Below are 24,671 nucleotides of genomic sequence, written 5' to 3'. Positions count from 1 at the left end.
ATGGCAGGGATGGTAACCATTAGTGAAATAGAGTGCTTAGATGGCGTGCACCGCATTGGTATCGCAACGTTAGACAACACCGCTTCATTGAATGCATTGACGTATGACATGTTGGTCCAACTCAACGATCAGCTTATCAAGTGGCAAGATGATCCGCATGTGACTTGTGTGGTACTAACCGGCGCTGGAGAAAAAGCATTCTGCGCTGGTGGCGATGTTCGAGCTATGTATCACGTCATGCATAACGAGAGTAAAGAAAAAATCGTAGAGTTCTGTACGGACTATTTCTCGTTGGAGTATGAGTGTGACTATCTCATCCACACTTACAACAAACCTATTATCGGCTGGGGAGAAGGTATTGTCATGGGTGGTGGGATGGGGCTTTTTATGGGAACCAGCCATAAAGTTGTGACAACAACATCACGCCTTGCTATGCCAGAAATCAATATCGGACTGTATCCTGATGTGGGAGGTACGTGGTTTTTAAGCCAGATAGATCCGCAAGTGGGTTTATTCCTCGGATTGACAGGTTCAATGGTGAATTCAAGTGACGCTGTCACCATTGGTTTGGCCGATTGGTTACTGTTGGAAGAGCAGTATCCCACCTTACTGGATGAGCTAAAGCGGCTCCAGTGGGGCAAAGAAGATGCGAAAGAGTTGGTAACTGCGCTACTACAATTAATGGAAGAACAGGTTATTGATAGCAAACCAACCACGCAAATTTGTCCATACTTAGATCAGATAGAGGAAGCGTGCAAAGGCTTTGATCTTAATGCAATAGCACAGCGAATCATGGCTATCGAAGGGAACAGTCAGTGGATAGAAAACGCGAAACAAACGTTCGCCGCGGGCAGTCCGATCACCGCGCATATTTGCTTCAGACAAGTGAAAGAATACCACAGCTTACCACTTGCAGATTGCTTCCGCTTGGAGCTGAGTTTATCGGTTCGCAGCGCCTTATTAGGTGAGTTTAAAGAGGGCGTCCGTTCTCGGCTTATTGACCGGGATGGCGAACCTAACTGGATGTTTAACAGTGTCAGTGAAGTCGATGAAGATGTCATCGATACCTTGTTTACCTCACTTTGGCCGGATGACGAACATCCGCTTGCTGATTTGGGTGAACAAACACTAGGTCAAGAAGGAGAATGATCATGAGTACCATCGCATTTATCGGTTTAGGAAGAATGGGGCATCCGATGGCGCAAAACTTATTAGCGTCTGGATTTAACGTGCAAGTATTTGATGTCGATAGCGAAGCGGCAAAGCAACTTGCACCTTTTGGTGCGGTGGTGGCGAGCTCTATTGAGGAAGTCGTGGATGGTGCAAGCACAGTCATCACGATGCTACCAGCAGGTTCTCACGTTCGTTCCGTGTATCTTGGTGACTTACACGGCGGCGTAGGTGTCCTCAATCTTGTCTCGCCAAGTACCTTGATGATTGATTGTTCAACCATTGATCCGGACTCTGCGCGATTAGTCGCCAATGAAGCGGCAAATAAACGCGTGCTGTTTGTCGACGCGCCCGTTTCGGGTGGCGTTGCCGGCGCTAAAGCGGCGACATTAACCTTTATTGTTGGTGGCTCGGATGAAGCGTTTTCTAAAGCCAATGCCATTTTGCAGTACATGGGTAAAAATGTTTTCCATGCCGGTAAAGCGGGCGATGGTCAAATGGCGAAAATCTGTAATAACCTGATGCTCGGCATTTTAATGTCTGGTACGTGCGAGGCGTTAAATCTAGGTATCGATCATGGGCTCGATCCCAAAGTGTTATCAAACATCATGCTGCAAAGCTCTGGCCGAAATTGGGCATTGGAGCTTTACAATCCTTGCCCAGGAGTGATGGACAGTGCACCAGCCAGCAACGATTACCAACCGGGCTTTATGAGCAAACTCATGTTGAAAGATCTCGGTTTGGGGTTAGATGCGGCGTTACAAACACACTCTTCGGTTCCGATGGGCTCACTGGCGCGTAATTTATATTCTTTCCACAACGCGAGCGGCCATGGCGAGCTCGACTTCTCAAGCTTGTTTGAGTTTTACAAGAGTAAGAAGGGCTAGACTGAGTTTTGCTACAAAGCCGTCTGAAATGGTGAAGTAAAACTCATCATTTCGGACCTCCTAAACAGGCTTGAAATAGGGAACATTATTAGCGACGGAGTGCAGTAACTATGGATATTAAAAATAGTGTCATTGCCATTACAGGTGCAGGGCAGGGACTTGGGCAAATGATGGCAATTACGCTTGCTCAAGCCGGTGCAGATTTAGCGTTATTAGATGTAAACGCTAGCGGCTTAATGGAAACGCAAGAGCAGTGCCGAATGCTGAGCGCAAAAGCGTTGACTTATCAAGTGGATGTAACGAGCGAAATCGATGTTGAAAACACGTTTGAAGCGGTTATCCAAGATTTTGGCCAACTCAATGGGCTAGTCAATAACGCTGGCGTGCTAAGAGATGGGTTACTTGTAAAATCAAAAGACGGCGTGATCAGTAAGATGTCTTTGGATAAATTCAATTTGGTCATGAACGTCAACGTTACGGGGACATTTTTGTGTGGGCGTGAAGCTGCCGTCAAGATGATTGAGAGCGGTTCACAAGGCGTTATCATCAATATTTCTAGTGTCGCGAGAGCAGGGAATATCGGTCAAACCAATTATTCTGCATCTAAAGCGGCGGTCGCAACCATGGCGACAACGTGGGCCCGTGAGTTAGCAAGATACGGTATCCGCGCGGCGGCGATTGCACCAGGTGTGGTACATACCGCGATGGCAGAGCAAATGAAACCAGAAGCCATAGAACGGCTAGAAAAGATGATCCCAATTGGAAGGATGGGTGAAACAAGTGAAATCGCGCATGCAGTAAAATACATTCTTGAGAGTGATTACTTTACTGGCAGAGTTTTAGAAGTGGATGGCGGCATTCGTATGTAAAAGCTCTAGGGTTAGGTCCCACAGACCGGAATGATAAGCTTCTTTCCCTTTCAACATTTCCTATTTTGCCGAGAGCCAGTTCTGGGCAACGTAAGTGTGTTTATTACTCATGTTTGGATTCGCCCTGCGAATGGTTTACCAAAAGTAAATAATGAGAAGTAAATACCACTCAAATACTAAGTGAAATCATTAATTTGACATTGATCACAATTTTCCACTTTTAATTTCCCCTTCGTAATCAAGCTATCTATGTAAATGCAGTTGATAGTCAGTCTCATCAAAATGAATTTGCAACTGTCTGTTTCAAAAGACATTAACTGTGAAACACGTGAAATTCGTGTTGAGGTTAATCTCCTATTTTAAGTGTGTGGGTTTCATTAATGGAAGGTTAGTTTCCAGTTGTGGCTAATGAGCTTTAACTTTTTACTCCTCATAATGCGCCAAATGTAACATTGTGTTTCAAAGTGTAACAATAAACTCACACTAATAGTGTGGTTTTGATCTCCACTCAATTCCGTTTTGTTTCGCTCTGATCCCGACGTTACTCATGCTCAACACATAAACATTCTAATGACTATAACAACTGGTTCTTAGCTTGATACCAATCGTAGCAAGTAATTGTTCATTCTAGCGGGTTAAGATGCTTGATAACGGCGCTGAAAAATTTGTGAGTAGAATAACTACTTATCAAAATTTTTGCCTTTTTATCAAACATTTCCCCTGCGCTGTTTCTGAGCTCTTATTTACTGTGATTGGCATTTGTTTTGAAACCAGACAACCATCGAGAAAGTTAATGGAAGCCTCAAGATATAAACGCATCTTGTCGAGGGGAAGTTTGGCGTCCGTCATACTTATGCTCTCAGGATGTAATTCAGCTTTACTTGACCCCAAAGGTGCCATTGGTGTGCAGGAAAAAGAGCTAATTATTACTGCTCTTTTGCTGATGTTGATCGTTGTAATCCCTGTGATTTTAATGACGATTTACTTCGCTTACCGATACCGCGCCTCTAACACTGAAGAAGAGTACGCTCCCGAGTGGTCACACTCGACCAAAATCGAAGTGGTGGTATGGACAGTTCCAATCATCATCATTGCGATTCTTGCGACGATCACATGGCGTTCGACTCATGAACTAGAGCCCTCCAAACCATTGGAAAGTGATGTTAAACCAATGACGATCGAAGTGGTGTCACTCGATTGGAAATGGTTGTTCATCTATCCAGAAGAAAACATTGCGACGGTGAACTATGTGGCGTTCCCGAAAGACGTGCCAGTGCAGTTCAAACTGACTTCGGACAACATCATGAACGCGTTTTTCATCCCTCGCTTAGGTACACAGATCTACGCGATGCCAGGCATGGTAACCAAGCTCAACCTGATAGCGAACCACGAAGGTGACTACAAGGGTTTTGCATCGAACTACAGCGGCGAAGGCTTTTCGCAAATGAAGTTCACAGCATCTGCAATGTCTGATCGTGCTGCGTTCCTAAATTGGGTGCAGAAAGTGAAGGCGAGCCCTGATCGTATTGAAGATTGGGAGCAATACAGCTCACTGGCAGCGCCAAGTATCGCAGAGCCAGTCACTTTGTTCTCTAGCGTTCCTCCGTTCTTGTTCACCGACGTTGTGACTCAGCATCCTGGTTCAATGAACTGTTTGCCTGAAAACCAAGGATAATCGTAATGTTTGGAAGATTAACTCTTGATTCAGTTCCATTCCACGAACCTATTATCGTCATCACCTTAGCGGTTGTGGCGCTGGTTGGTTTAGCCGTAGTTTACGCGGTAACCAAAGCCGGAAAGTGGCAATATTTGTGGAATGAATGGTTTACTTCAGTAGACCATAAAAAACTTGGCTTCATGTACATCGCAGTAGCGATGGTGATGCTTGTTCGTGGTTTTGCTGACGCAGTCATGATGCGTAGTCAGCAACTCCTTTCTTCTGCGGGTGAAGCAGGTTACTTACCACCGCATCACTACGATCAAATTTTTACTGCCCATGGCGTGATCATGATCTTCTTCGTAGCGATGCCATTGGTTATTGGTCTGATGAACATCATCGTGCCATTACAGATTGGTGCGCGTGACGTAGCTTTCCCGTATCTGAATAACTTGAGCTTCTGGCTGTTTGTTGTTGGTGTAATCCTAACAAACATGTCTCTCGGCTTAGGTGAATTTGGTCGTACCGGCTGGTTGGCGTATCCGCCGCTTTCAGGTATTGAGGCTAGCCCAGGAGTCGGGGTCGACTATTGGATTTGGGCGCTGCAGATATCAGGTGTTGGTACGACGTTAACAGGCGTGAACTTCTTCGCGACCATTTTGCGTATGCGTACACCGTCTATGCCAATGATGAAGATGCCAGTTTTCACTTGGGCATCTCTATGTGCAAACATTTTGATCATCATTTCATTCCCAATCCTGACGGTGACTATCGCTCTGCTAACGCTGGATAGATACCTAGGCATGCACTTCTTTACCAATGATCTTGGCGGCAACGTAATGATGTACGTCAACCTGATTTGGGCTTGGGGCCACCCAGAAGTGTACATTTTGATCTTGCCAATTTTTGGTGTGTTCTCAGAAGTCACCGCAACCTTTTCACGTAAAAAGCTGTTCGGTTACACATCGCTAGTTTGGGCTACCGTAGTTATCACGATTCTTGCGTTTGTCGTTTGGCTACACCACTTCTTTACGATGGGGTCTGGCGCGAACGTAAATGCCTTCTTTGGTATTGCCACGATGATCATTTCTATCCCAACTGGGGTGAAGATCTTCAACTGGCTATTCACCATGTACAAAGGCCGCATCCGCTTTACGACGCCAATGATGTGGACGGTGGGCTTCCTGATCACCTTTACTGTTGGTGGTATGACAGGCGTACTAATGGCTGTTCCGGGCGCAGATTTCGTTCTGCATAACTCAGTATTCCTGATTGCTCACTTCCACAACGTTATCATCGGTGGTGTGGTGTTTGGATGTTTCGCTGCGATCACTTACTGGTTCCCGAAAGCGACAGGTTTCACCATGAATGAAACTTGGGGCAAACGTGCGTTCTATCTTTGGATTATTGGTTTCTTAATGGCGTTCCTACCGCTTTACGCGCTGGGCTTTATGGGTATGACTCGTCGTTTAAGCCAAGACATCAACCCTGAATACTTCCCACTGTTGTCGATTGCCGCAGCAGGTACGGTTGTGATTGCACTGGGCGTATTGTCTCAGTTCATCCAAATTTACGTGAGTATCCGTGACCGCGAGCAAAACCGTGACCTAACTGGTGATCCGTGGGGTGGTCGTACTCTTGAGTGGGCAACATCGTCTCCACCGCCGTTCTACAACTTTGCACACCTGCCAAAAGGTGATGTGCTGGATGCCTTCTGGTACCAGAAACAAAGTGGCGAGTTCGATCCAACTAAAGAAGTGGAATACGAACGTATTCATATGCCAAAAAACACGGCAACAGGCATCTACGTGTCGGCTTGGTCGCTCCTATTTGGCTTCGGCATGATTTGGTACATCTGGTGGCTAGCGGCAGCAAGTTTGGTCGGTATTATCGTGACGTGTATTCAGCACAGCTACAACGATGACGTGGATTACTACGTGGAAGTTGAAGAGATCAAAGCAATTGAGGCCGAGCGTCGAGCTCAGCTTGAAGAAGCGAAGAAAAACTCAGTGAAAGACAGCGAAAGTAAAGATGATCTGGAGGTGACGTATGCAAACTAATATCGCAGCACATCACGACCATGATCACCACCATGACACGAATGGCAACAAGCTATTTGGCTTTTGGGTTTACCTGATGAGTGACTGTGTATTGTTTGCGACCTTGTTCGCGACTTACGCTGTGCTGTCGAGCAATTCAATTGCGGGCCCAACAGGTAAAGACATTTTCGAACTCCCATTCGTGTTTGTCGAAACCATGCTGCTGCTGTTTAGCAGTATCACATTTGGTTTTGGCATTATCGCGATGAAGCGCAACAACGTTGCTGGTCTCAAACGTTGGATGTTAGTCACGTTCGCGCTTGGTCTTGGCTTTATCTGTATGGAGGTCTATGAGTTCCATCACCTGATTGAAGAAGGCTATGGGCCACAAACAAGTGCATTCCTATCGGCATTCTTTACGTTGGTTGGTACGCACGGCCTGCACGTAACCTTTGGTCTGATTTGGTTAGCGGTAGCGTATCATCAACTGTCGACGAAAGGTCTGAACGACAATATGGCAATGCGCTTTAACTGCTTAAGCCTATTCTGGCACTTTCTAGATATCGTTTGGATTTGTGTCTTTACCATCGTTTACTTACTGGGGGTAATGTAATGGATCAACATGTAGAAACCAGTTCGTCAGATTACGTGAAAGGCTTTATTGCCTCACTGATTCTGACGGTAATTCCGTTCTACTTTGTTTGGACGAAATCATTACCAGATACAACGACCTATGCGATTCTATTTGGATGTGCATTAGTGCAGATATTTGTTCACTTTAAATACTTCTTGCACATGGAAACAAAAACATCCGACGGACGTTGGAACCTTGTATCACTGATGTTTACCGCCATTGTTGTACTTATCCTTATCGCTGGCTCGGTATGGATCATCTACAACATGAACGTCAACATGAAGTTGTAGGCCAAGGTATGCTGAAAAGTTATTTGTCTATCACCAAACCGGGCATTATTTTCGGCAACCTGATTTCTGTTGCGGCGGGGTTCTTCCTCGCCGCAAAAACAGAACCAGCCAGTCTAATGTTGTTCGTTACAACGTTAGTTGGTGTGGGGTTAGTCATCGCTTCAGGTTGTGTGGTGAATAATATTTTCGATCGTGATATCGACCAAAAGATGGCACGTACACGAAATCGTGAAACAGTGAAAGGCAACATCAATATCGATATTGCGTTTGTTTATGCGCTTGCTTTATTGCTGGTAGGAACCGCACTGTTATTTATCCGAGTGAACCCACTATCCGCTGTCGTCGTTTTGCTTGGCTACGTGTATTACGTGTTCTTTTACACGATGTGGTACAAACGTAACTCGGTGTATGGAACCTTAGTGGGAAGTATTTCAGGTGCAGTCCCGCCATTAGTGGGTTATTTAGCGGTAACAAACTTTATTAGCTTGGAAGCGATTTTACTCTTTACCATGTTCTGTCTCTGGCAAATGCCGCACTCGTACGCGATTGCCATGTTCCGCATGCAAGACTACCGAGAAGCCGGGATTCCCGTATTACCAGTTAAAGAGGGCATTCATAAAGCGCATCGACACATGAAAGCGTATGTCGTGGCGTTTGGGGCCGTATCGTTGGGGTTATTTTTACTTGGTGAAGCCGGGTATGAATACTTAGCGGTTGCAGCGGTCGTTTGCTTTATGTGGACGAAAGTGACTTTTCGCAGCATTGATGACAGCAACTACATCGCTTGGTCAAAGTCGGTGTTTAAAGTCTCACTGCTAGTGGTGATGGGGATTAGTGGTGTGCTTGGTGTCGAGTTGATTCCTCTAGCTCTGTAACAACCAGACCTAAGCGTTTGCTACGCGCTAATATCTTTTGCTGCTGAATGCATGAATGACCTTACCTAGAAGTAAGGTCATTTAACTTTCTATTGTCCTTTATTTTCCCTGTTTTTCCTGTTTCTCCTCTAGCTTCACTATCACGTATTCATATCTAAAAGCAAAAACAACCAGTGTGTAAAACATAGTGGATCGCGCGTTTCCGCTGACGCGTAATAATGCCAAGAGATAGCGACTATTGAGCTAAAAAGTATAAACAGCGCAATAACTCTATTTGCCATATGAAAATTCAATATCGATAGTTTGTAATGTAAACATTTTTTTGGGGGGGGGAGTGCTAGTTCCCATGGCAGCATACAAACTAACAATGTGAATGTTTGAGTTGAATCACCAGCTAGCGAAATACAAAAGTTTTACGACTGAAAGTGGGTGAGGAAGCATCTTAACTCCAGTGAAATGAACACGATTAAGAATCATCCTTTTACATAATCTAAAAACTCACTAAACCTTAACCCAGATTAAAGTTTTGTCGTCTCCGAGGCATTAAGGTGCGCCTGTAGTTTGCAGGTCTCACGGATTCAGAGAAGGAACAGCCATACGTTGGGTATCGCTGTTCCTTTTTTGTTCTTGGTTACTTGGGAAAAGATAGAACCATAAAGACAACATTAAGAGGACTGGTTTTGAGCATTTTGTTTTCCGAAGCCCGCATTGGCAACATGACCCTAAAGAACCGTTTTGTGCGCAGCGCAACGTGGGAGAACATGGCGACTGAAGATGGCCACATGACGGATAAGCTTTACGATATTTACGAAGAGTTGGCGAAAGGTGAAGTGGGTCTAATTGTTACCGGTTATGCCAATATCGTGGAAGAAGAGAAACCCAACGCTGGGATGATGGGGATCTACAACGACTCTTTTATTGAAGAATACAAAAAGCTAACAGAGCTAGTACATCAACACGATTCTAAAATCGTAATGCAAATTGCTTACGGTGGAACCAAAACCACCTACAACGTCGGTGAGCGTGTCATCTTCGCTCCGAGTGACGTGCCTGAGCGTGGCACGAATACGCAAGGCAAAGTGATGACTACGGACGAAATCGACTACATCGTAAAGGCATTCGCATTGGCGAGTAAACGTGCTCAAGACGCTGGTTTTGACGGCGTAGAGATACATGCGGCACACACTTACTTAATTAACCAGTTTTTAAGCCCGTACTATAATCGTCGCGAAGACGAATACGGTGGTGGCTTAGAAAATCGCATGCGTTTCCTTTTAGAAATTTTTTCTGAAACCAGAAAGCTGGTTGGGAATACTTTCCCAATCCTTGTGAAGCTTACCGCGACAGAATTCTTTGACGGCGGTTTAACGTTCGATGAAACTCGCGTCGTTTGTAAGACACTCGAAGAAGTGGGCGTTGATGCGATCATCGTGTCTGGCAATATTCACGGCAAAGCAAACGAACTTGTTGGTGAAACATTCGATGGTTATACATTACAAGAAGAAGGTTACTTTCACGAATATGGGCACGTGATCAGTCAGGACGTTAACATACCGGTGATTACTGTCGGCGGATTGAGTGACATTGATGCGATTGAGAAAATTGCAGAAGACACAGATATCCAATTTTTCGCTGTGTCACGTCCTTTATTGGCTGAGCCTCAGTTAATAAAGCGCTGGAAAGAGGGTAATCGAGCGCCAGTGGATTGCGAGCGTTGCTCAAAATGCCGAACCAAACGTGGTAACTTTTGCGTAGTGTATAAGAACCGAAATCGTCGTAAATAACCCACCTTAAGTGACGGTATGTCACTGATAAATAGTGCAATAGTCTTCTAAAACACTAAGAAGGCTATTCAATTTAATTCAATATCACTGCCTCTAACGGCTATTCACTATTCGCAGTCCGAAATATTTTTATAATCCTATTTAATTGATAAATAAAGGTAATATAATTAATTATTAAAAATATTAATTATAAGACAAAGTTTCATATCTGAAACTAAATTGCATTCTAAACTTACAATGAACTTATTAATAATTAGGTGCGAGTGTCACGCAGGGTAAAGAATACAGAAGGTGCTTTGAGGTGCGGTATCATTGCGATAACTATCTGATTTTTATAACTGTGTTTCAGCTTTATCGAACCCAAGAGAGTAAGGGAATTTGTGACCCTACGGTATCGTTACTGTGGGACCTTGTTTATTTGCTGAAAATAGCTACTCAAACGTCACGTTTAATTGTGAGGGACTTGTATTAGCTTGTCGTTGCATTGTGCTTTGCAAGCCTCATGTAAAACGTGAGAGGCAACTAATATGAATAGTCTAGAAAATGCAACCATTGAACACTTCAAAAATCAATTTCAGGGTGATGTTGTTTTGCCCGGAGATCCTACGTACGACGAAGTTCGTCAAATCTGGAATGGCATGATAGATCGCAGTCCCGGTGTTATCGCTCGCTGCAAGTCTGCCGATGATGTCGTGATGGCGGTTAACTTTGCTCGGGATAACAATCAGCTACTTTCGGTCCGAGGTGGTGGGCATAATATTGCGGGCAATGCGGTTTGCGATCATGGTGTGATGATCGACTTGTCGCTTTTGAATCATGTTCAAGTGGATGAAAGCGAAAGAAGGGCTTTCGTTGAACCTGGCTGTACGTTGGCTGATGTCGATGAGGCCACACAAAAATATGGATTAGCAACGCCTGTCGGCATTAATTCAACCACGGGAATTGCGGGGTTAACGCTTGGTGGTGGTTTTGGTTGGTTGAGCCGAAAATATGGTATGACGATAGACAACTTGGTCTCTGCAAATGTCGTAACTGCAGATGGTCGTCAACTGCTCGCGAATGAGACAGAAAATGCCGATTTGTTCTGGGCGTTACGTGGGGGCGGCGGTAACTTTGGTATCGTTACGCGTTTTGAATTCCAGCTACATCCTGTCGGTCCAGAGGTGTTAAGTGGTCTCATTGTCTTTCCATTTGAGCAAGCGAAATCCATTATCACCCAGTTTGCGAAATTCACTGAGTCGGCCCCTGATGACCTAAGTGTCTGGATGGTGAGTCGGAAAGCGCCGCCACTCCCATTCTTACCTGAAAGCGTTCACGGTAAAGAAGTAGTTGTACTCGCGATATGTTATGCGGGTGACCCGGCTGAAGGTGAGAAGTTAATTGCACCGTTGAGAGAGTTTGGTGATGCACATGGTGAGCACGTTGGTGTACAGCCATTTGCGGCGTGGCAGCAAGCGTTTGATCCATTGCTTACTCCGGGCGCACGTAACTATTGGAAATCGCACAATTTTAACTCGCTAAGCGAAGGTGTGATTGATGCAGCGATAGAATACGCAGGTAAGTTACCATCGCCTCAGTGTGAGATTTTTATCGCCTCTCTTGGCTGCGCTGCCTCTAGACCTGAGCCCGAGTCTATGGCTTATTCTAGCCGTGATGCAAACTATGTATTAAATGTGCATGGAAGATGGGATTTAGCAGAAGATGATGAAGCTTGCATCAGCTGGGCAAGGGAATTTTTTGCCAAGACTAAGCCCTATGCAAGTGGCGGAGCGTATATCAATTTCCTTACACAAGACGAAGCTGAACGTACAGAGTCTGCCTACGGTCCCACCTTTGCGCGTTTACAAGCAGTGAAGAAGAAGTTTGATCCAAATAACTTGTTCAGAATGAATCAGAATATCAAGCCAGAATAAGTGCAATAAGAGCGTCGTCATTTCATATGACCGGATCTGTCACTTAATATCAAATAACAGTGGCTCTAAAATCTAATGGAGCCACTGTTAGCTAAAACCTTCGAACTACGTCTCTTCATCTTGATAGTTTAGATAACGTACACACAAATCATGAAACGCTTTTGCTTGAGGCGAGATCGTGCGGTCAGTCAACGTAAAGATACCAATTTGCCTTTCAAGGGGTGGATCGATAAGCGGGATCCAAACCAAGCGTGTTTCATTGGTTGGGAAAGCAAGCTTCGGTAGGGTCGTGACACCAATCCCAAGTTCTAAGACAGAAAACAGCGAAGTGATATTCTCGACCGAATAGAGCGCTTGCTCACTCAGCGCTCTGGCTGGGGTTGGATCGAGAAGCGTACAGGTGCCGTTACGAATAAAAGGCTGTTCGAGCAAAGTTTGCCACTCGATTCCCTCTGTTTGATTGGCAATAGGGTTATCTTTTAAACACACCACGCCAATGGGGTCGGACAACAGCGGCGTAAAGTCAATGCCGCCCTCATCAAGGTGAGAGGGGTTACCGAGCGCCAAGTCGACTTCACCGGAGAGTAAGCGAGCCTCGACGCCCGCCGCGTTATCATCGATCAAGCTTACTTCTACATTTGGATACTGCTCGCAAAAGGCACCCAACACGCTCGGGATGAGTTTCGCTGCAACAGAAGGAACGCTCGCAATTCGCACTCTCCCTTGCTGTCCGGCCGCGGCAGCTTTGAGATCGTTGTCCAGCGCACTGTAGATATTGAGAAACTGAACCACCTTGGGCAAACAAATCTCACCAAAAGGCGTTAATTTGGTTTTGTTGCCGGGTTCAAACAGCGTTTGTCCTAGCATTCTCTCTAGCTCTTTTATCGACGTGGAGAGCGCAGCCTGAGATCGATTTGCACGATGTGAAGCGGCTCGAAACCCACCTTCCTCGACTACCATCACAAAATGCATTAATTGTTGAAGCTTAATACTCATCCCTAATGCCTCTTAATCCCTTTATTTACGTTATTCTCAATGAAGTGATAAGTTTTATTTATCAAATGTAAAAAATTTACCGTTAGATTTATCGCCTGTCAATGTGCATCATTTAACCATATTGAAACAAAGCTGTTACAAAGGTTGAAAGGCACGTGAATACTCCTACTAAAAAACACCCAGTTAAAACCAGTCTATTTGCTTCTAAAGCGCCGCTTGAATGGGCGATAGTCAACAACGGAACCCTATATACGGCTCAAATTCCTATTGATGACACAGGTGCGGTTGTGGAAGGCGGCATCGAAGCACAAACACGTCAAACCTTTAACAATCTCATTCACACCCTGGAGTGTGCAGGGGAGTCTTTGGACTCTGTATTGCAGGTCCTGATTTACGTGACCGACAGAGAATACTTAAAAACCGTTAACCAAGTGTACGCGGAATATTTTGAAGCGCCGTACCCAAATCGCGCCGCCATGGTGGTTGCAGGGTTAGCACGAGAAGAAATGTTGGTGGAGTTTGTCGTCTACGCGTCGGCAAGCCAACCAGAATAAATCCAACAAGAATAATTGAGATCAGTGAGTGGGTGGCTTGCCATCACAAATCGGAAGAACAAGGAAAGAACCATGACTTTTATTAACAATGTTCAAGCAGAAAAATCCCTCTATATAGCAGGTGAATGGCAATCGGGCATGGACACCATCGCCAATATTAACCCTTCTGATATCAGCGAAAACATTGGTGATTTCGCACAAGCGAGTGTGTCGCAAGTAGAGCAAGCGATTCAAGCGGCTAAATCAGCGCAGCCAGATTGGGAAAAAACACCAATCGAGCGTAAACAAGCAGTGCTGCAAGCGATTGGTGATGAGCTCATTGCACGATGTGACGAATTGGGCACCTTGCTTTCGCGTGAAGAAGGCAAGCCATTTGCTGAAGGTCGAGGTGAGATTTACCGTGCTGGCCAATTCTTCCAATATTTTGCTGCTGAGGTACTGCGTCAAATTGGCGATAACGCTGCTTCCGTCCGTCCAGGTGTCTCCGTTGAAGTTACTCGCGAAGCAGTCGGCGTTATCGCCATTATCTCTCCTTGGAACTTCCCAACAGCAACAGCGGCTTGGAAAATCGCGCCAGCACTTGCGTTTGGCAACAGTGTCGTCTGGAAGCCTGCCAACCTAACTCCAGCAAGTGCCGTTGCACTGACTGAGATTATCCATCGCCAAGGTTTACCTGCTGGCACGTTTAACCTCGTTTTGGGTAGCGGTTCGCAAGTAGGTAATACCCTTATCAATTCGAAAGACGTGAACGGCGTTAGCTTCACTGGTTCTGTGGACACTGGCCGTAAAGTTGCAGCGGCTACGGCACCAAACTTTGTGCGTTGTCAGCTAGAGATGGGCAGTAAAAACGCGCTCGTAGTGGCAGATGATGCAGACATTCAAATTGCCGTTGAAGCCACAATCGCAGGCTCATTCTCGGGTGCGGGTCAAAAATGTACTGCGTCTTCTCGTCTTGTGGTTATGGACGGAATTCACGACGCGTATGTTGAAGCGCTAATCAAACGCATGAGCGAACTTAAAGTGGGTCACGCACTAGAAGAGGGCGTATTTATGGGCCCTGTTGTTGATGGTAACCAGCTGAATGCGAACTTTGAGTGGATTGAAAACGCTCGCCAAGCGGGCGCAGAGCTGGCTTTTGGTGGCGAGCGTCTGAGCCTAGAGCATGACGGGTACTACATGTCACCAACCCTGTTCTTGAACACACAAAACAGCTGGGAAGTGAACCAAGAAGAAGTCTTTGCACCAATGGCAAGCGTGATTCGCGTTTCTGATCTGGATGAGGCAATTGCAGTCGCGAACGATACGCGCTTTGGCCTGACAGGCGGCATTATTACGCAAAGCCTGCGCAATAGCGCGATCTTCAAACAGCAAGTCCAAACGGGCTGCGTCATGGTGAACTTGCCAACTGCGGGTACAGATTATCACGTCCCATTTGGTGGCCGTAAAGAATCTAGCTTTGGTCCTCGTGAGCAAGGTCAGTACGCCAAAGAGTTCTACACCGTGGTGAAAACCGCTTATCAGCGCCCTTACTAAGAACAGCAGGGTAGCTGGTGGTGTCAGCTACCCGCACTGAAAGGCTAAGAAATTGTTTAAGGAGTGGTTATGTACCAACAACGGATTGTGATTGACGGATTGCAGTACTGCAATTGGGAGCGAGAGTACTTCCAAACACTCAAGGCGAGTGGCATTACCGCCGTTCATGCCACCATCGTCTACCACGAAACTGCGCGCGAAACCTTAACGCGTTTTGCTGAGTGGAACTTGCGCTTCGAGCAAAATGCGGACCTCATCATGCCTATTTATTCAATGGCAGATGTAGAAAAAGCCAAAGCAGAAGGCAAAGTCGGCATCTTCTTCGGCGCGCAAAATTGCTCACCAATTGATGATGAAATTGGCCTGATTGAAGTGATGCGCCGCCAAGGTCTGCTGATCATGCAACTGACCTACAACAACCAAAGCTTACTGGCGACAGGTTGTTACGAACAAAACGATTCCGGCGTAACTCGCTTTGGTAAGCAAGCGATTGAAGAGATGAACCGAGTCGGGATGATCATTGATATGTCCCACAGCGCGGAGCGTTCAACGTTGGAAGCTATCGAGCTCTCTTCGCGTCCAATTTGTATCAGCCATGCTAACCCGACATTTGCGCATGACGCACTGCGTAACAAGTCCAACACCGTGATCAAAGCACTGACGGAGCGCGGCGGTTTGATTGGATTCAGTTTATATCCGTTCCATTTGCCAAATGGCAGCCAGTGCACGCTGGATGATTTCTGCCAGATGGTTGCGAAAACCGCAGACATGTTTGGCGTTGACCATTTAGGTATCGGTAGCGATTTGTGCTTAAACCAGCCGCAACAAGTGTTGGAGTGGATGCGCAACGGTCGTTGGTCAAAAGCGATGGATTACGGCGAAGGTTCAGCAAGTAACTCGGGATGGCCAGATGCGCTGCCATGGTTCTGCGGCAGTGCAGGGATGGAGAACATCTACAACGGATTAATGCGTCACGGATTTAGTGAATCTGAGGCAGGAAAAATATTGGGTGAAAACTGGTTCAACTTCCTCAAAGAAGGATTAGAGCCTATTTCATAGTACTCCCAAAATTAGGAACCGCCTGCCTACATAACAACAATACGGCAGGCGTAAAACTCACATTTGTAGCCAGTCTTTGGCAGCTGCAAAGAACCTCTGGAGCCAGAGTATGTCTGATTTAACCAATAGCATGAAAGCTTCCACGATGAGCGTGTCATCGGGCAAGTCAAAAGCAACACACAACACATCAACAACAGAAAACACGACGGACAAATTAGGACTGAATAACCCGGCCTTTTGGTATAGCGGTGGTTTTATCGCGTTGTTCGTTGCTATTGCACTTTATGACGGCGAGTTGTTATCTACGATCGTTAACGCCGGCTTTGGCTGGGCAGTTCAGGTGTTTGGTCCTTACTGGCAGTTACTGCTGCTTCTCACTTTTCTTATTGGTCTTGGCTTGGCTGCAGGGCGAACAGGCAAGGTGATGTTGGGCGGGATTGCGAAACCAGAAATGGATTCTTTCCGCTGGATGGCGATTATTTTCTGTACCTTATTGGCTGGTGGTGGCGTTTTCTGGGCTGCGGCTGAGCCTATCGCGCATTATGTTAGCCCACCTCCTCTATACGGCGCGCAAGATAACCCGCAGCAAGGTGCGGTGAATGCGTTGTCGCAATCCTTTATGCACTGGGGCTTTTTGGCTTGGGCGATTGTCGGTAGCTTAACTTCTATCGTGGTGATGCACCTGCATTACGACAAAGGTTTGCCACTAAAACCCCGTATTTTGCTTTACCTAGTCTTGGGCGAACGAGCGCTTAAAGGCCAACTCGGTGCATTGATTGACGCGTGCTGCATTATCGCGGTAGCCGCGGGCACTATCGGTCCCATTGGGTTTCTGGGCTTGCAGGTTAGCTACGCGTTAAATGCGCTGTTTGATATTCCTGATGGCTTTACGACTCAGCTTATCATCATTTTGTTTGCGATTGCGCTTTACACCTTGTCAGCACTCAGTGGATTAAGCCGAGGCATGCAACTGCTTAGTCGTTACAACGTGATTCTGGCAATGGCATTGATGGTTTACATCCTGTTTTTTGGCCCTACGAATTTTATCTTTAACGGATACATTCAAGGTGTAGGGAGCATGCTGGATAACTTTATCCCAATGGCGACCTATCGCGGTGACGAAGGTTGGCTAAGCTGGTGGACAGTATTTTTCTGGGGCTGGTTCCTTGGTTACGGTCCGATGATGGCGATCTTTATTGCGCGTATTTCCCGAGGTCGCACTATCCGCCAAGTTATTTCAACCATCAGTATTGTGGCTCCGCTCACCACCTGTTTTTGGTTCACGATTGTAGGCGGCTCTGGCCTTGCGTTTGAAATTGCTGAGCCGGGTAGTGTGAGTGCGGCGTTTGAAGGCTTTAACTTGCCAGGTGCTTTGCTTGCGGTGACTCAGCAACTACCAATGCCAATGCTGACTTCAATTCTATTTCTGGTTTTAACCACGATCTTCATCGTCACGACGGGCGACTCAATGACCTACACAATCAGTGTCGTGATCAGTGGTGAAACGGAGCCGAATGCGATCATCCGTACCTTCTGGGGCGTAATGATGGGTGTGACAGCTCTGATCCTGATTTCGCTTGGCTCTGGCGGCATCTCTGCACTGCAATCTTTCATTGTGATTACCGCGGTTCCGGTTTCTCTGATTCTGTTGCCGTCACTTTGGAATGCACCGCAAATCGCAATCAAAATGGCGAAAGAGCAAGGGCTATAACAATTATCTAATTCAAACAACGTGGAGCTTGTGCGGGTGTTTTCCTCCTGCATCCGCACAAACCCTAGTATTCTTACAATAACAAATAGGTGGTGAGCAAAATGGATGCACATCGTTCTACTTATACGGAAGCAACTATGCGCGATGCAGCGATTGTCATGGCAGCCGAAAGGCTTGGCGCAATGCACCAAAACCGAATCAGCTTTGTTCGTAGTCTGATTCGTAATATGGCAAGCCAAAACTGGCAAGTAACCAAGCATGAGTGGCAACTTTGTCCGCGTGGTTATGGTCACGTTATTTACAAGTTGACCACGCCAGAGCACGTTTATCATTTGGTGGTGTTCTGTGATGAAATTGCTGATGACGAGCGTAATGACCGCGTCATTGCTGAAAAGTGGGACGTCACATTCGCACTGGTTCAAGGCGATGTTGATGTTACTTTGTTGGAAAGATTGCGAGCAAATGTACCGCTGCAAGAAGCGGGACGCAATCCGAATAACGTGCTTGTTCTGGCTCGCGCAAACAAAAGCGTGCGTGTGTTTGAACACATTGTTAGCGCCCTTTCTCAAGGCAAGCAGCCCGAGCCAAAAGAGCTGGCGGAAGTGGGTTATATCCTGCGTACCACAGCTGTTTATGGGAACGGCAAGTTTGGCATCGCCGATTTCAAACTGCTAGAGAACAACTCAGATTTCAGCCAGTCTTTTAGTGCGCAAATGTGCGCAGTATATATGTTGCGTGAATTCAGCTTGGATTGGGTGCACTACCTAGCACTTCAGCAAGGTCACGACAACGCGGTGGCATTGCACCGTGGCTTGCAGCGCTACCTTGGTGTCGGAAATGCTACTGGCTTAGGCATGGCTCCATACTTGATTAATCACCCGTGCATCGTTGACCAATGGATGACCTCTCGCGAGCGTGCAGTAGCGCGAGTCTTTGCGATGCCGTGTGAAGCTTCATTCCATGCTCCTTTGCAAGGATTACTACAAAAAGCGCAGCGTCATTTAGAGCAAGTCATCACCATCAATGAACATCAAGACAGGCTCAATCATCAAGCGACAGCAGACATCAAACAACTGCTATCGGAGCTAACAACGTTAATGGCATTACATCCGAACTGGGCGAGTTTGGTCGAGCATAAGAAAACAATGAGTGTGGAAGCCCAAGAAATCCTCACCTCTTGCTTGATCGAACTCTACCCATCTTTAGTGGATGAATTTGCTAGCCAAATGAATACGGATGAAACGTTATCTATTCCGGGCGGGAAAAAGATCCAAGATTTACTGGAAGTGTTGCAAAGCAAATACCGCTGGGCGATTGATGCGGATTACTCACTAGCCGAGAACAACTACTGGTTCTGGTATCGCTCGCAAGACAAAGAAGAGCCAAGGCTTGGTGTTCGTGGGGAGGAAGCAGGAGAAGAAAAAGAGCTGCCGCTTGATATCGGCAGACAAGTGAATCGCTTGTACCACGCCTTGCTTGGTTGTGATGAAGAAATGTCCGTAGCAGAGTTTCTGTTGCAAAATCCAACTTACCGTTCGATCACACGTCGCGTATGGACGTTAGGCAACCGAGCAATGGGTGATATTCAAATGAACGTGCTGCGTAAAGATGCGTTACCAATGCACTTATTGCGCTGTAAGTTGGCGATCTTTGGTGCGACTAAGTTTGATCCTCGCTCGGATCGTTGGGTTCGAGTAACTTTCTTCCAAGGTGCGCCGCTGTTAGATGAAATTCACGATCCTAAACTGGCGGACACATGGATTTTCCCGAGCATGCCGGAACGAGAAGAAATCGCACAAAGTGACAATCAAAAAATCAACGGAGGATTTGCATTATGATCGTCTCTCACAACGAATTGGTGGCCGCGGTTAATAAGGCATTTCTTGGCATGCGCCGTCACTGTGGTGAGGCGGATGTCATTGCGAACATGGTGGCGGACTTGCAAATGGCTGGCTTGCACGGGGTGCGTCACTTTAATAACGCCAGCCTGTTTCTTGGGTTAGATTCGGACTGCGCCGTATCGGTGACCAACAGCACGCCATCGAGTATCGAGATGGATTTGCACAATGGCAGTGTGGCGTGCCACTTACCCGCCGTGTTGGATTTCGCACTTGAGAAAATGATCAACAGTAAGTCGATTACTATCACGTTGAAACAGTGCCATAACCGTTGGCTAGGTTTTAGTGAGTTGTTGAAGCTCTCTGCAAAAGGCATTGCGTGCCGTGCACAATGGGTCAATGGCTCTAGTCCAAAACGAACGCTTTATGTGTTAAATCGTGGACGAATCGCGCCAGAAGTCTTTTTCTCGGATCAGTTTGATGGGCATGATACGGATTTGCATAGTATGGTTATCGAACTCTCTGTGAACGATTTCGATATCGAGAAAAGCGCACAAGGATACACCATTCACATTGAAGGCGATGAGTTAAGCAACACGCAACAAGCCTCTTGGCAAAATGGTATTTTTGTCGAAGACCAAGAGTGGGAAACACTGAAACAAACCGCAACCGCGTTGCTGGTGGAGAACAGTGAGCGTTCCATGCAGGGCGCTGGTGGTGTGGTTTAAGCTCTGAAGGGACAGTGATTCCAAGTTTCAAGTGATGAAGGCTGCGGTTTAGCGGCCTTTTTTGTGCGCGATGTTCGGTCACTTCTTAGGTTCTAAGGCTATGATTATCGTTAAATACCAAGTAGAGCGACATAGGGAAGAAAAATGGACCTGCAAGAGAACAAAAGAAATGCCATTGCGTTTTACGAAACCGCCTATCGAGGTAATCCAAGAAAGGCGGTTGAAGACTACGTTGGCGATGAGTACATCCAGCACAATCCATTAGTTGGAAACGGCCCCGAGGCTTTTATCGAGTATTTTGAGCGGATGCAAAACGAGTATCCAAATAAAGACATTACGTTTGTGCGAGCCATTGCTGAAGGGAATTTGGTGGCACTACACACTCACCAAACATGGCCTAATGATATTGAATACGTGACGATGGATTTCTTTCGTTTTGATCATAATGGGAAAATCGTCGAACATTGGGACGCTCTGCAAGAGATTCCTAAAGAAACATTGAATGGTCACACCATGTATTAACGAATCGTTGATTAGCCTCCAATACTATTTATTCAAACGGTATGGGAGGCTAAATTATTTGGTACGAGTTAGACGTCAATCACTAGAGCGCTTTTTCGATCTTCATCGCTACGTCTTCAGATACCCAACCTTTCCATAAGTCAGGGTAGGTATTAAAGAAGTAAAACATCGCTTCTTCACCATCTGCGTAGTTATCTTCCATCCAGGCCAGCATTTCACTCATTTGCTCGTTGGTAAATCCGCGTTTCTGCAAGTACGCGAATGCTTGGGGTTCTTTGTTCGCAAATGCCTCAGTTGTTACTGTGCGAACTGGAGAAGGTGGGTACATTGTTACTTTGGGAGAAGTACAATCAGGCTGGGTGGTACAGTTGCGATACTCTTCCAAATCTGTTCCGCTACCAAAATCCACTTTGACCATATCATACTTGCCCAATACGGGTGTTGGTGACCAGTAGTAACCAAACCAAGGCATTTTGCGATCATAGGCTTTGGCGATGGTGCCAGCTAATGCTGCGCCAGAGCCTGGGTCAACCATCTCAAAGCCGTGCTCACTTAACCCTAATGCATTAAACAAGTGACCGGAGGTGATTTGGCATGTCCAACCAGCAGGGCAGCTATAAAAGGCGAACTTGTCATCATCCTCAGGGTGTTCAAACAGCTTGGCGTGTTTAATGACGCCTTCTATCGTCGCGAGCTCTGGATACTGTTTTACCAGATAGGCGGGAACCCAAAAACCTTCTTCACCACCATTGACAAGCGACTCACCAGCGATGCGCAAGCGTTTATCAGCAATGCCTTTATCAAGCGCTTCTTTAATACCGTTTGTCCATAACTCTGGCGCAACGTCAGGTTGTCCCTTTTCAATCATAGAGGTGCCCGTAGGAACGCTATCACCAGGGATCAATTCCGCATCGCACTGGTAGCCTTCATTTAAGACAAATTGGTCGATGTGCGCCATTAAGCTGGCCGAATTCCAATTCATATCCGCGATGGTTATTTTTCCACATTCATCTGCATTTGCATGAGTTGATAATGCTGATAGCAGCAGAACAGAGAGCATTGAAGGTGTCGTCTTCATGTGACTGAATTTCCTTGTCGTTGTCATTTACTTCAGTATATACATCGGTTTATAAAGATTCAGTGAACAAGGTTTTTTCAGTGACGTTAAGCATAAAAACGGCGATTTATGAAGCGTTTAGTGAGAGTGGTTGAAAGGGAGTTAATACAGCAAGAACACCCCTTCGTAGCCGCCGATCTCAATGTGAGAAACATAATCGCCGATGTTACCGTCTTGATCTACAGGTCGCATAGGTTCTGGAAGTGCGATAGTTATCTTCGGTGAGGAGAAATAATCGATATTCTTGCCAAAGAAATCAGTCCGATACAGCACTCGGCCTTTAGTAAATTCGCGAGCTAACACCATCTCCGTAGGGCCATGCATCACTACCGTATCTTCTGAGCGATACGCAAAGTACGTATGGGTTGGTAACAAATCGATAGCGCCATTAGGCAAGTCAGGATGAGCCACTTTGCTCATAGAAGCATCTCCAATCATCGTGTAATCGGCGGAATAGGGCGTGCTGGTGGACATCATTAGCGGAGTCGCCTGATACCCATCTGGGATTTGATTGGCAGGCGTACCTAAATCGATGGCAAGCAAGGTGCTAGGTTGATAAGCAATATTCTTTGGTACGCCTGCCTTCCAGAAGTTGTTAACGGTGGTGTTATTGCTTCCATATACGTAACCATTATTCCACTGACTAAAGTAACTGCGCTCAGGGTGATAGTTTAAGTAGAACACCGCTAGTGCAGAATATTGGTCCTGCTTCCAACTGTTTTCTGTGTTACCAAAGTATTGGACGCGACCATAACGCGTTGTTGCTTGATAAATCACGTTCTGGCCAACTTTGGCGAGAGCAGAGTTATCCCAAAACTTAGCCAAGCCAGCATAGCCACTAAAGCCAGTGGAAGGGAAAAGGTAGTGCTCGCGCAAGTACAAGGAGCCAGCATCAACCAAGTGGTTTTGGCCGTTACGACCGAATAAGTTGGCCGTGCCTATGTTGAGGCCAATTAACGCATCCGCATCCAGCGTCGCCAATTTGTTTAAGAACGCCGAGAATTGCGCTTTGTATGCATCATCAGCGGCTTGGCTTCCCGCCACCAAACCAAGCTCATCCACCGTACCACCAGAATAAACGTAGAACTGATTTTCTCCGAGTAACTTATTCGTATCATCGTTGTACGCACCGTTTAAACCTTGTTTCGCCCATTCAGCTTGATAATAGTGGCGCATTGTATTGGCAAAATCGGGATTGCCGAGATTAGTCAATGCCCAAGAAGAGGTTTGATTCCACATGCGACCAAATGGAATAACGCGTGACTCCCAACGAAATCGTGCCGTTGCATTCTTATTCGAACGGTTTTTGTATTCATTCCAAGAAAGATAATTGTCTTGGTTTAGGTCCGCAGATTTGTCGAAGCCACGAATTTTGCGCCAGCGTTGAATGGTTTGACCTTCAGGTGTCTCCGTTGGTGCTCCTGAGACATTGGCGACAGGGAAGCTATCTTTGAGTTGAATGTTTTCGAGGCGTGGGCGGTTTTCTATGTTGTCGTCATGCCAAGTAATTTTCGCAACGTAAAGGCGGCCGCCGTCGCGTAAAAAAGTGGACCCAAAATACTGACCGCCACCATAGGTTTGTCCGCTACCATCGTGTGTCGTAGCGCGAACCCAATCCGAAGGAACAGACCAGTTTACCGTTTGGTTTTTAGTCATGCTCTCAGTCTTGTCTTTTTTAATTGAGAAGTTTTTCCATTCTGTTACCAGACCGAATGAATCGATGGCAGAAGGGTATTCAATTATGAAGTTGCCACCTTGAGCAAACTGGGAAAACGTAAGGGTTAAGCGGTCGAACTTCTCTGAGTGATAAACATAGAGGGCACCACCATTATTCGCCTGACCGAATACATCAGCATCCCATGGCGGTGGTTGATATAGCCAAAAACCGGCGTGGTCAGCACTAGCCGTATAACCAACAATCATCGGTTTTCGATTGAGCAGAGTATTCTCGCCATGGCTTGAGTCAACCTCTGCGATGATAGTGTCTTCAGAAAAGTGGAGAAAGAAATCTTCGTAGTCAACTCCATTCAGTTCTGCTTGGTTACGTATATCGTTTTCCAGCCAACCTGAGTTAAGTTCCAGCTTTTGGTTGTACATGTAACCAAGCGCTTTTACACGCTCGTTATCACTCTTATTTTCGTAAGCTCCAAACACGATATCGGCATTATCCAACTCCCATTCAAGTGCAGCGGCAGCAGAGATAGGCTTATCTTGAAGATCAATACCCTGTTCATGCAATCCAGGTAACACGATTGCTGTTCTACTCCAAACGCCGGGTATAGAAAGCAAGCTCAGAGAAGCGAGTGTAACGAGAGAAAAACAATGCGACTTCAACATGGAGTTATCCCATTAATACTTAGATGACTCAAATTAAGAGTCAGAGTACAAAGAGAAATTATAGTCCATTCGCGAAGTCGTAATCAGTACCCCGCCGATTGAGGACTTTACAGGAAAACTAACAGGGGGATGCTGTGCAAAAATGAGCGGGTGTACTT

General features: G+C 46.2%; 20 protein-coding genes. 17 read left to right on the top strand and 3 right to left on the bottom strand.

Going from position 1 to position 24,671, the window contains the following annotated elements; genetic code table 11:
* The 10 genes from R2S67_RS18770 to R2S67_RS18725 all read left to right on the top strand — a co-directional run bounded on the left by R2S67_RS18770 (position 1) and on the right by R2S67_RS18725 (position 12,118).
* Positions 1–1,149: an enoyl-CoA hydratase/isomerase family protein gene (locus R2S67_RS18770; protein WP_317346612.1), complete on the top strand. Its 1,149-nt coding sequence runs from the start codon at positions 1–3 to the stop codon at positions 1,147–1,149.
* A gap of 2 nt (positions 1,150–1,151) precedes the next feature.
* Complete coding sequence (gene mmsB, locus R2S67_RS18765) at positions 1,152–2,057, top strand: 3-hydroxyisobutyrate dehydrogenase (protein ID WP_005390978.1); 906 nt, start codon at positions 1,152–1,154, stop codon at positions 2,055–2,057.
* A gap of 110 nt (positions 2,058–2,167) precedes the next feature.
* Positions 2,168–2,926: an SDR family oxidoreductase gene (locus R2S67_RS18760; protein ID WP_317346610.1), complete on the top strand. Its 759-nt coding sequence runs from the start codon at positions 2,168–2,170 to the stop codon at positions 2,924–2,926.
* Positions 2,927–3,719: 793 nt separating this feature from the next.
* On the top strand, positions 3,720–4,601 hold the full coding sequence (gene cyoA / locus R2S67_RS18755) for a ubiquinol oxidase subunit II (protein WP_317346608.1): 882 nt from the start codon (positions 3,720–3,722) through the stop codon (positions 4,599–4,601).
* A gap of 5 nt (positions 4,602–4,606) precedes the next feature.
* On the top strand, positions 4,607–6,643 hold the full coding sequence (cyoB, locus tag R2S67_RS18750) for a cytochrome o ubiquinol oxidase subunit I (protein WP_005375781.1): 2,037 nt from the start codon (positions 4,607–4,609) through the stop codon (positions 6,641–6,643).
* A complete protein-coding gene (gene cyoC, locus R2S67_RS18745) occupies positions 6,633–7,235 on the top strand; it encodes a cytochrome o ubiquinol oxidase subunit III (protein WP_005375782.1) in 603 nt (200 codons plus the stop codon). The genes cyoB and cyoC overlap by 11 nt, the downstream gene beginning before the upstream one ends.
* Entirely contained in the window at positions 7,235–7,546 is a 312-nt protein-coding gene (cyoD, locus tag R2S67_RS18740) for a cytochrome o ubiquinol oxidase subunit IV (RefSeq protein WP_005375783.1), read from the top strand. The genes cyoC and cyoD overlap by 1 nt, the downstream gene beginning before the upstream one ends.
* Positions 7,507–8,421 carry a heme o synthase gene (cyoE, locus tag R2S67_RS18735; protein WP_220458597.1) on the top strand — a complete coding sequence of 305 codons (915 nt, stop codon included), beginning with the start codon at positions 7,507–7,509 and terminating at the stop codon, positions 8,419–8,421. Before cyoD ends, cyoE begins: the two co-directional genes overlap by 40 nt.
* A gap of 680 nt (positions 8,422–9,101) precedes the next feature.
* Positions 9,102–10,205, top strand: coding sequence for an NADH:flavin oxidoreductase (locus R2S67_RS18730; protein WP_317346604.1), 1,104 nt, complete (start codon positions 9,102–9,104; stop codon positions 10,203–10,205).
* Positions 10,206–10,732: 527 nt separating this feature from the next.
* Positions 10,733–12,118 carry an FAD-binding oxidoreductase gene (locus tag R2S67_RS18725; protein WP_085343642.1) on the top strand — a complete coding sequence of 462 codons (1,386 nt, stop codon included), beginning with the start codon at positions 10,733–10,735 and terminating at the stop codon, positions 12,116–12,118.
* A 105-nt stretch (positions 12,119–12,223) separates the two neighbouring features.
* Here R2S67_RS18725 and R2S67_RS18720 read toward each other — a convergent pair whose 3' ends face one another.
* Positions 12,224–13,114, bottom strand: coding sequence for a LysR family transcriptional regulator (locus R2S67_RS18720; protein ID WP_104973784.1), 891 nt, complete (start codon positions 13,112–13,114; stop codon positions 12,224–12,226).
* 155 nt (positions 13,115–13,269) lie between these two features.
* Between R2S67_RS18720 and R2S67_RS18715 the strand changes: the two genes are divergently transcribed.
* The 7 genes from R2S67_RS18715 (at position 13,270) to R2S67_RS18685 (ending at position 21,059) form a co-directional block, all read left to right on the top strand.
* Positions 13,270–13,668 carry a RidA family protein gene (locus tag R2S67_RS18715; protein WP_005375789.1) on the top strand — a complete coding sequence of 133 codons (399 nt, stop codon included), beginning with the start codon at positions 13,270–13,272 and terminating at the stop codon, positions 13,666–13,668.
* Between the two features lie 72 nt (positions 13,669–13,740).
* The gene (locus R2S67_RS18710; RefSeq protein ID WP_237284292.1) at positions 13,741–15,201 is read left to right on the top strand and encodes an aldehyde dehydrogenase family protein; all 1,461 of its coding nucleotides are present in this window, start codon (positions 13,741–13,743) and stop codon (positions 15,199–15,201) included.
* A 69-nt stretch (positions 15,202–15,270) separates the two neighbouring features.
* The gene (locus R2S67_RS18705) at positions 15,271–16,260 is read left to right on the top strand and encodes a membrane dipeptidase (RefSeq protein ID WP_317346600.1); all 990 of its coding nucleotides are present in this window, start codon (positions 15,271–15,273) and stop codon (positions 16,258–16,260) included.
* Positions 16,261–16,369: 109 nt separating this feature from the next.
* A complete protein-coding gene (locus R2S67_RS18700) occupies positions 16,370–17,971 on the top strand; it encodes a BCCT family transporter (protein WP_317346599.1) in 1,602 nt (533 codons plus the stop codon).
* A 101-nt stretch (positions 17,972–18,072) separates the two neighbouring features.
* Positions 18,073–19,809 (top strand): hypothetical protein, encoded by a 1,737-nt coding sequence (locus R2S67_RS18695; RefSeq protein ID WP_258687246.1) that lies wholly within the window; start codon positions 18,073–18,075, stop codon positions 19,807–19,809.
* Positions 19,806–20,537, top strand: coding sequence for a DUF3726 domain-containing protein (locus R2S67_RS18690; protein WP_301580099.1), 732 nt, complete (start codon positions 19,806–19,808; stop codon positions 20,535–20,537). The genes R2S67_RS18695 and R2S67_RS18690 overlap by 4 nt, the downstream gene beginning before the upstream one ends.
* Positions 20,538–20,681: 144 nt before the next feature.
* Positions 20,682–21,059 (top strand): nuclear transport factor 2 family protein, encoded by a 378-nt coding sequence (locus tag R2S67_RS18685; protein WP_005390944.1) that lies wholly within the window; start codon positions 20,682–20,684, stop codon positions 21,057–21,059.
* 82 nt (positions 21,060–21,141) lie between these two features.
* On the opposite strand, the gene R2S67_RS18680 is transcribed toward R2S67_RS18685, so the two are convergent.
* Complete coding sequence (locus R2S67_RS18680; RefSeq protein ID WP_005390942.1) at positions 21,142–22,137, bottom strand: ABC transporter substrate-binding protein; 996 nt, start codon at positions 22,135–22,137, stop codon at positions 21,142–21,144.
* Positions 22,138–22,278: 141 nt separating this feature from the next.
* Positions 22,279–24,513, bottom strand: coding sequence for a hypothetical protein (locus R2S67_RS18675; RefSeq protein ID WP_317346597.1), 2,235 nt, complete (start codon positions 24,511–24,513; stop codon positions 22,279–22,281).
* Positions 24,514–24,671: the final 158 nt, after the last annotated feature.

It is taken from the genome of Vibrio sp. T13N (assembly GCF_032970445.1).
Taxonomy (GTDB): Bacteria; Pseudomonadota; Gammaproteobacteria; order Enterobacterales; family Vibrionaceae; genus Vibrio; species Vibrio diabolicus.
Note: the sequence above shows the minus strand (reverse complement) of the source record. Positions and strands in the feature narration are given on the sequence as shown.

Bases quoted from the DNA above. Each gene is read 5' to 3' on its own strand.
- R2S67_RS18770 (WP_317346612.1), top strand. From the start codon at position 1: ATGGCAGGGATGGTAACCATTAGTGAAATAGAGTGCTTAGATGGCGTG.
- mmsB (WP_005390978.1), top strand. From the start codon at position 1,152: ATGAGTACCATCGCATTTATCGGTTTAGGAAGAATGGGGCATCCGATG.
- R2S67_RS18760 (WP_317346610.1), top strand. From the start codon at position 2,168: ATGGATATTAAAAATAGTGTCATTGCCATTACAGGTGCAGGGCAGGGA.
- cyoA (WP_317346608.1), top strand. From the start codon at position 3,720: ATGGAAGCCTCAAGATATAAACGCATCTTGTCGAGGGGAAGTTTGGCG.
- cyoB (WP_005375781.1), top strand. From the start codon at position 4,607: ATGTTTGGAAGATTAACTCTTGATTCAGTTCCATTCCACGAACCTATT.
- cyoC (WP_005375782.1), top strand. From the start codon at position 6,633: ATGCAAACTAATATCGCAGCACATCACGACCATGATCACCACCATGAC.
- cyoD (WP_005375783.1), top strand. From the start codon at position 7,235: ATGGATCAACATGTAGAAACCAGTTCGTCAGATTACGTGAAAGGCTTT.
- cyoE (WP_220458597.1), top strand. From the start codon at position 7,507: ATGGATCATCTACAACATGAACGTCAACATGAAGTTGTAGGCCAAGGT.
- R2S67_RS18725 (WP_085343642.1), top strand. From the start codon at position 10,733: ATGAATAGTCTAGAAAATGCAACCATTGAACACTTCAAAAATCAATTT.
- R2S67_RS18720 (WP_104973784.1), bottom strand. From the start codon at position 13,114: ATGAGTATTAAGCTTCAACAATTAATGCATTTTGTGATGGTAGTCGAG.
- R2S67_RS18710 (WP_237284292.1), top strand. From the start codon at position 13,741: ATGACTTTTATTAACAATGTTCAAGCAGAAAAATCCCTCTATATAGCA.
- R2S67_RS18705 (WP_317346600.1), top strand. From the start codon at position 15,271: ATGTACCAACAACGGATTGTGATTGACGGATTGCAGTACTGCAATTGG.
- R2S67_RS18700 (WP_317346599.1), top strand. From the start codon at position 16,370: ATGTCTGATTTAACCAATAGCATGAAAGCTTCCACGATGAGCGTGTCA.
- R2S67_RS18695 (WP_258687246.1), top strand. From the start codon at position 18,073: ATGGATGCACATCGTTCTACTTATACGGAAGCAACTATGCGCGATGCA.
- R2S67_RS18690 (WP_301580099.1), top strand. From the start codon at position 19,806: ATGATCGTCTCTCACAACGAATTGGTGGCCGCGGTTAATAAGGCATTT.
- R2S67_RS18685 (WP_005390944.1), top strand. From the start codon at position 20,682: ATGGACCTGCAAGAGAACAAAAGAAATGCCATTGCGTTTTACGAAACC.
- R2S67_RS18680 (WP_005390942.1), bottom strand. From the start codon at position 22,137: ATGAAGACGACACCTTCAATGCTCTCTGTTCTGCTGCTATCAGCATTA.
- R2S67_RS18675 (WP_317346597.1), bottom strand. From the start codon at position 24,513: ATGTTGAAGTCGCATTGTTTTTCTCTCGTTACACTCGCTTCTCTGAGC.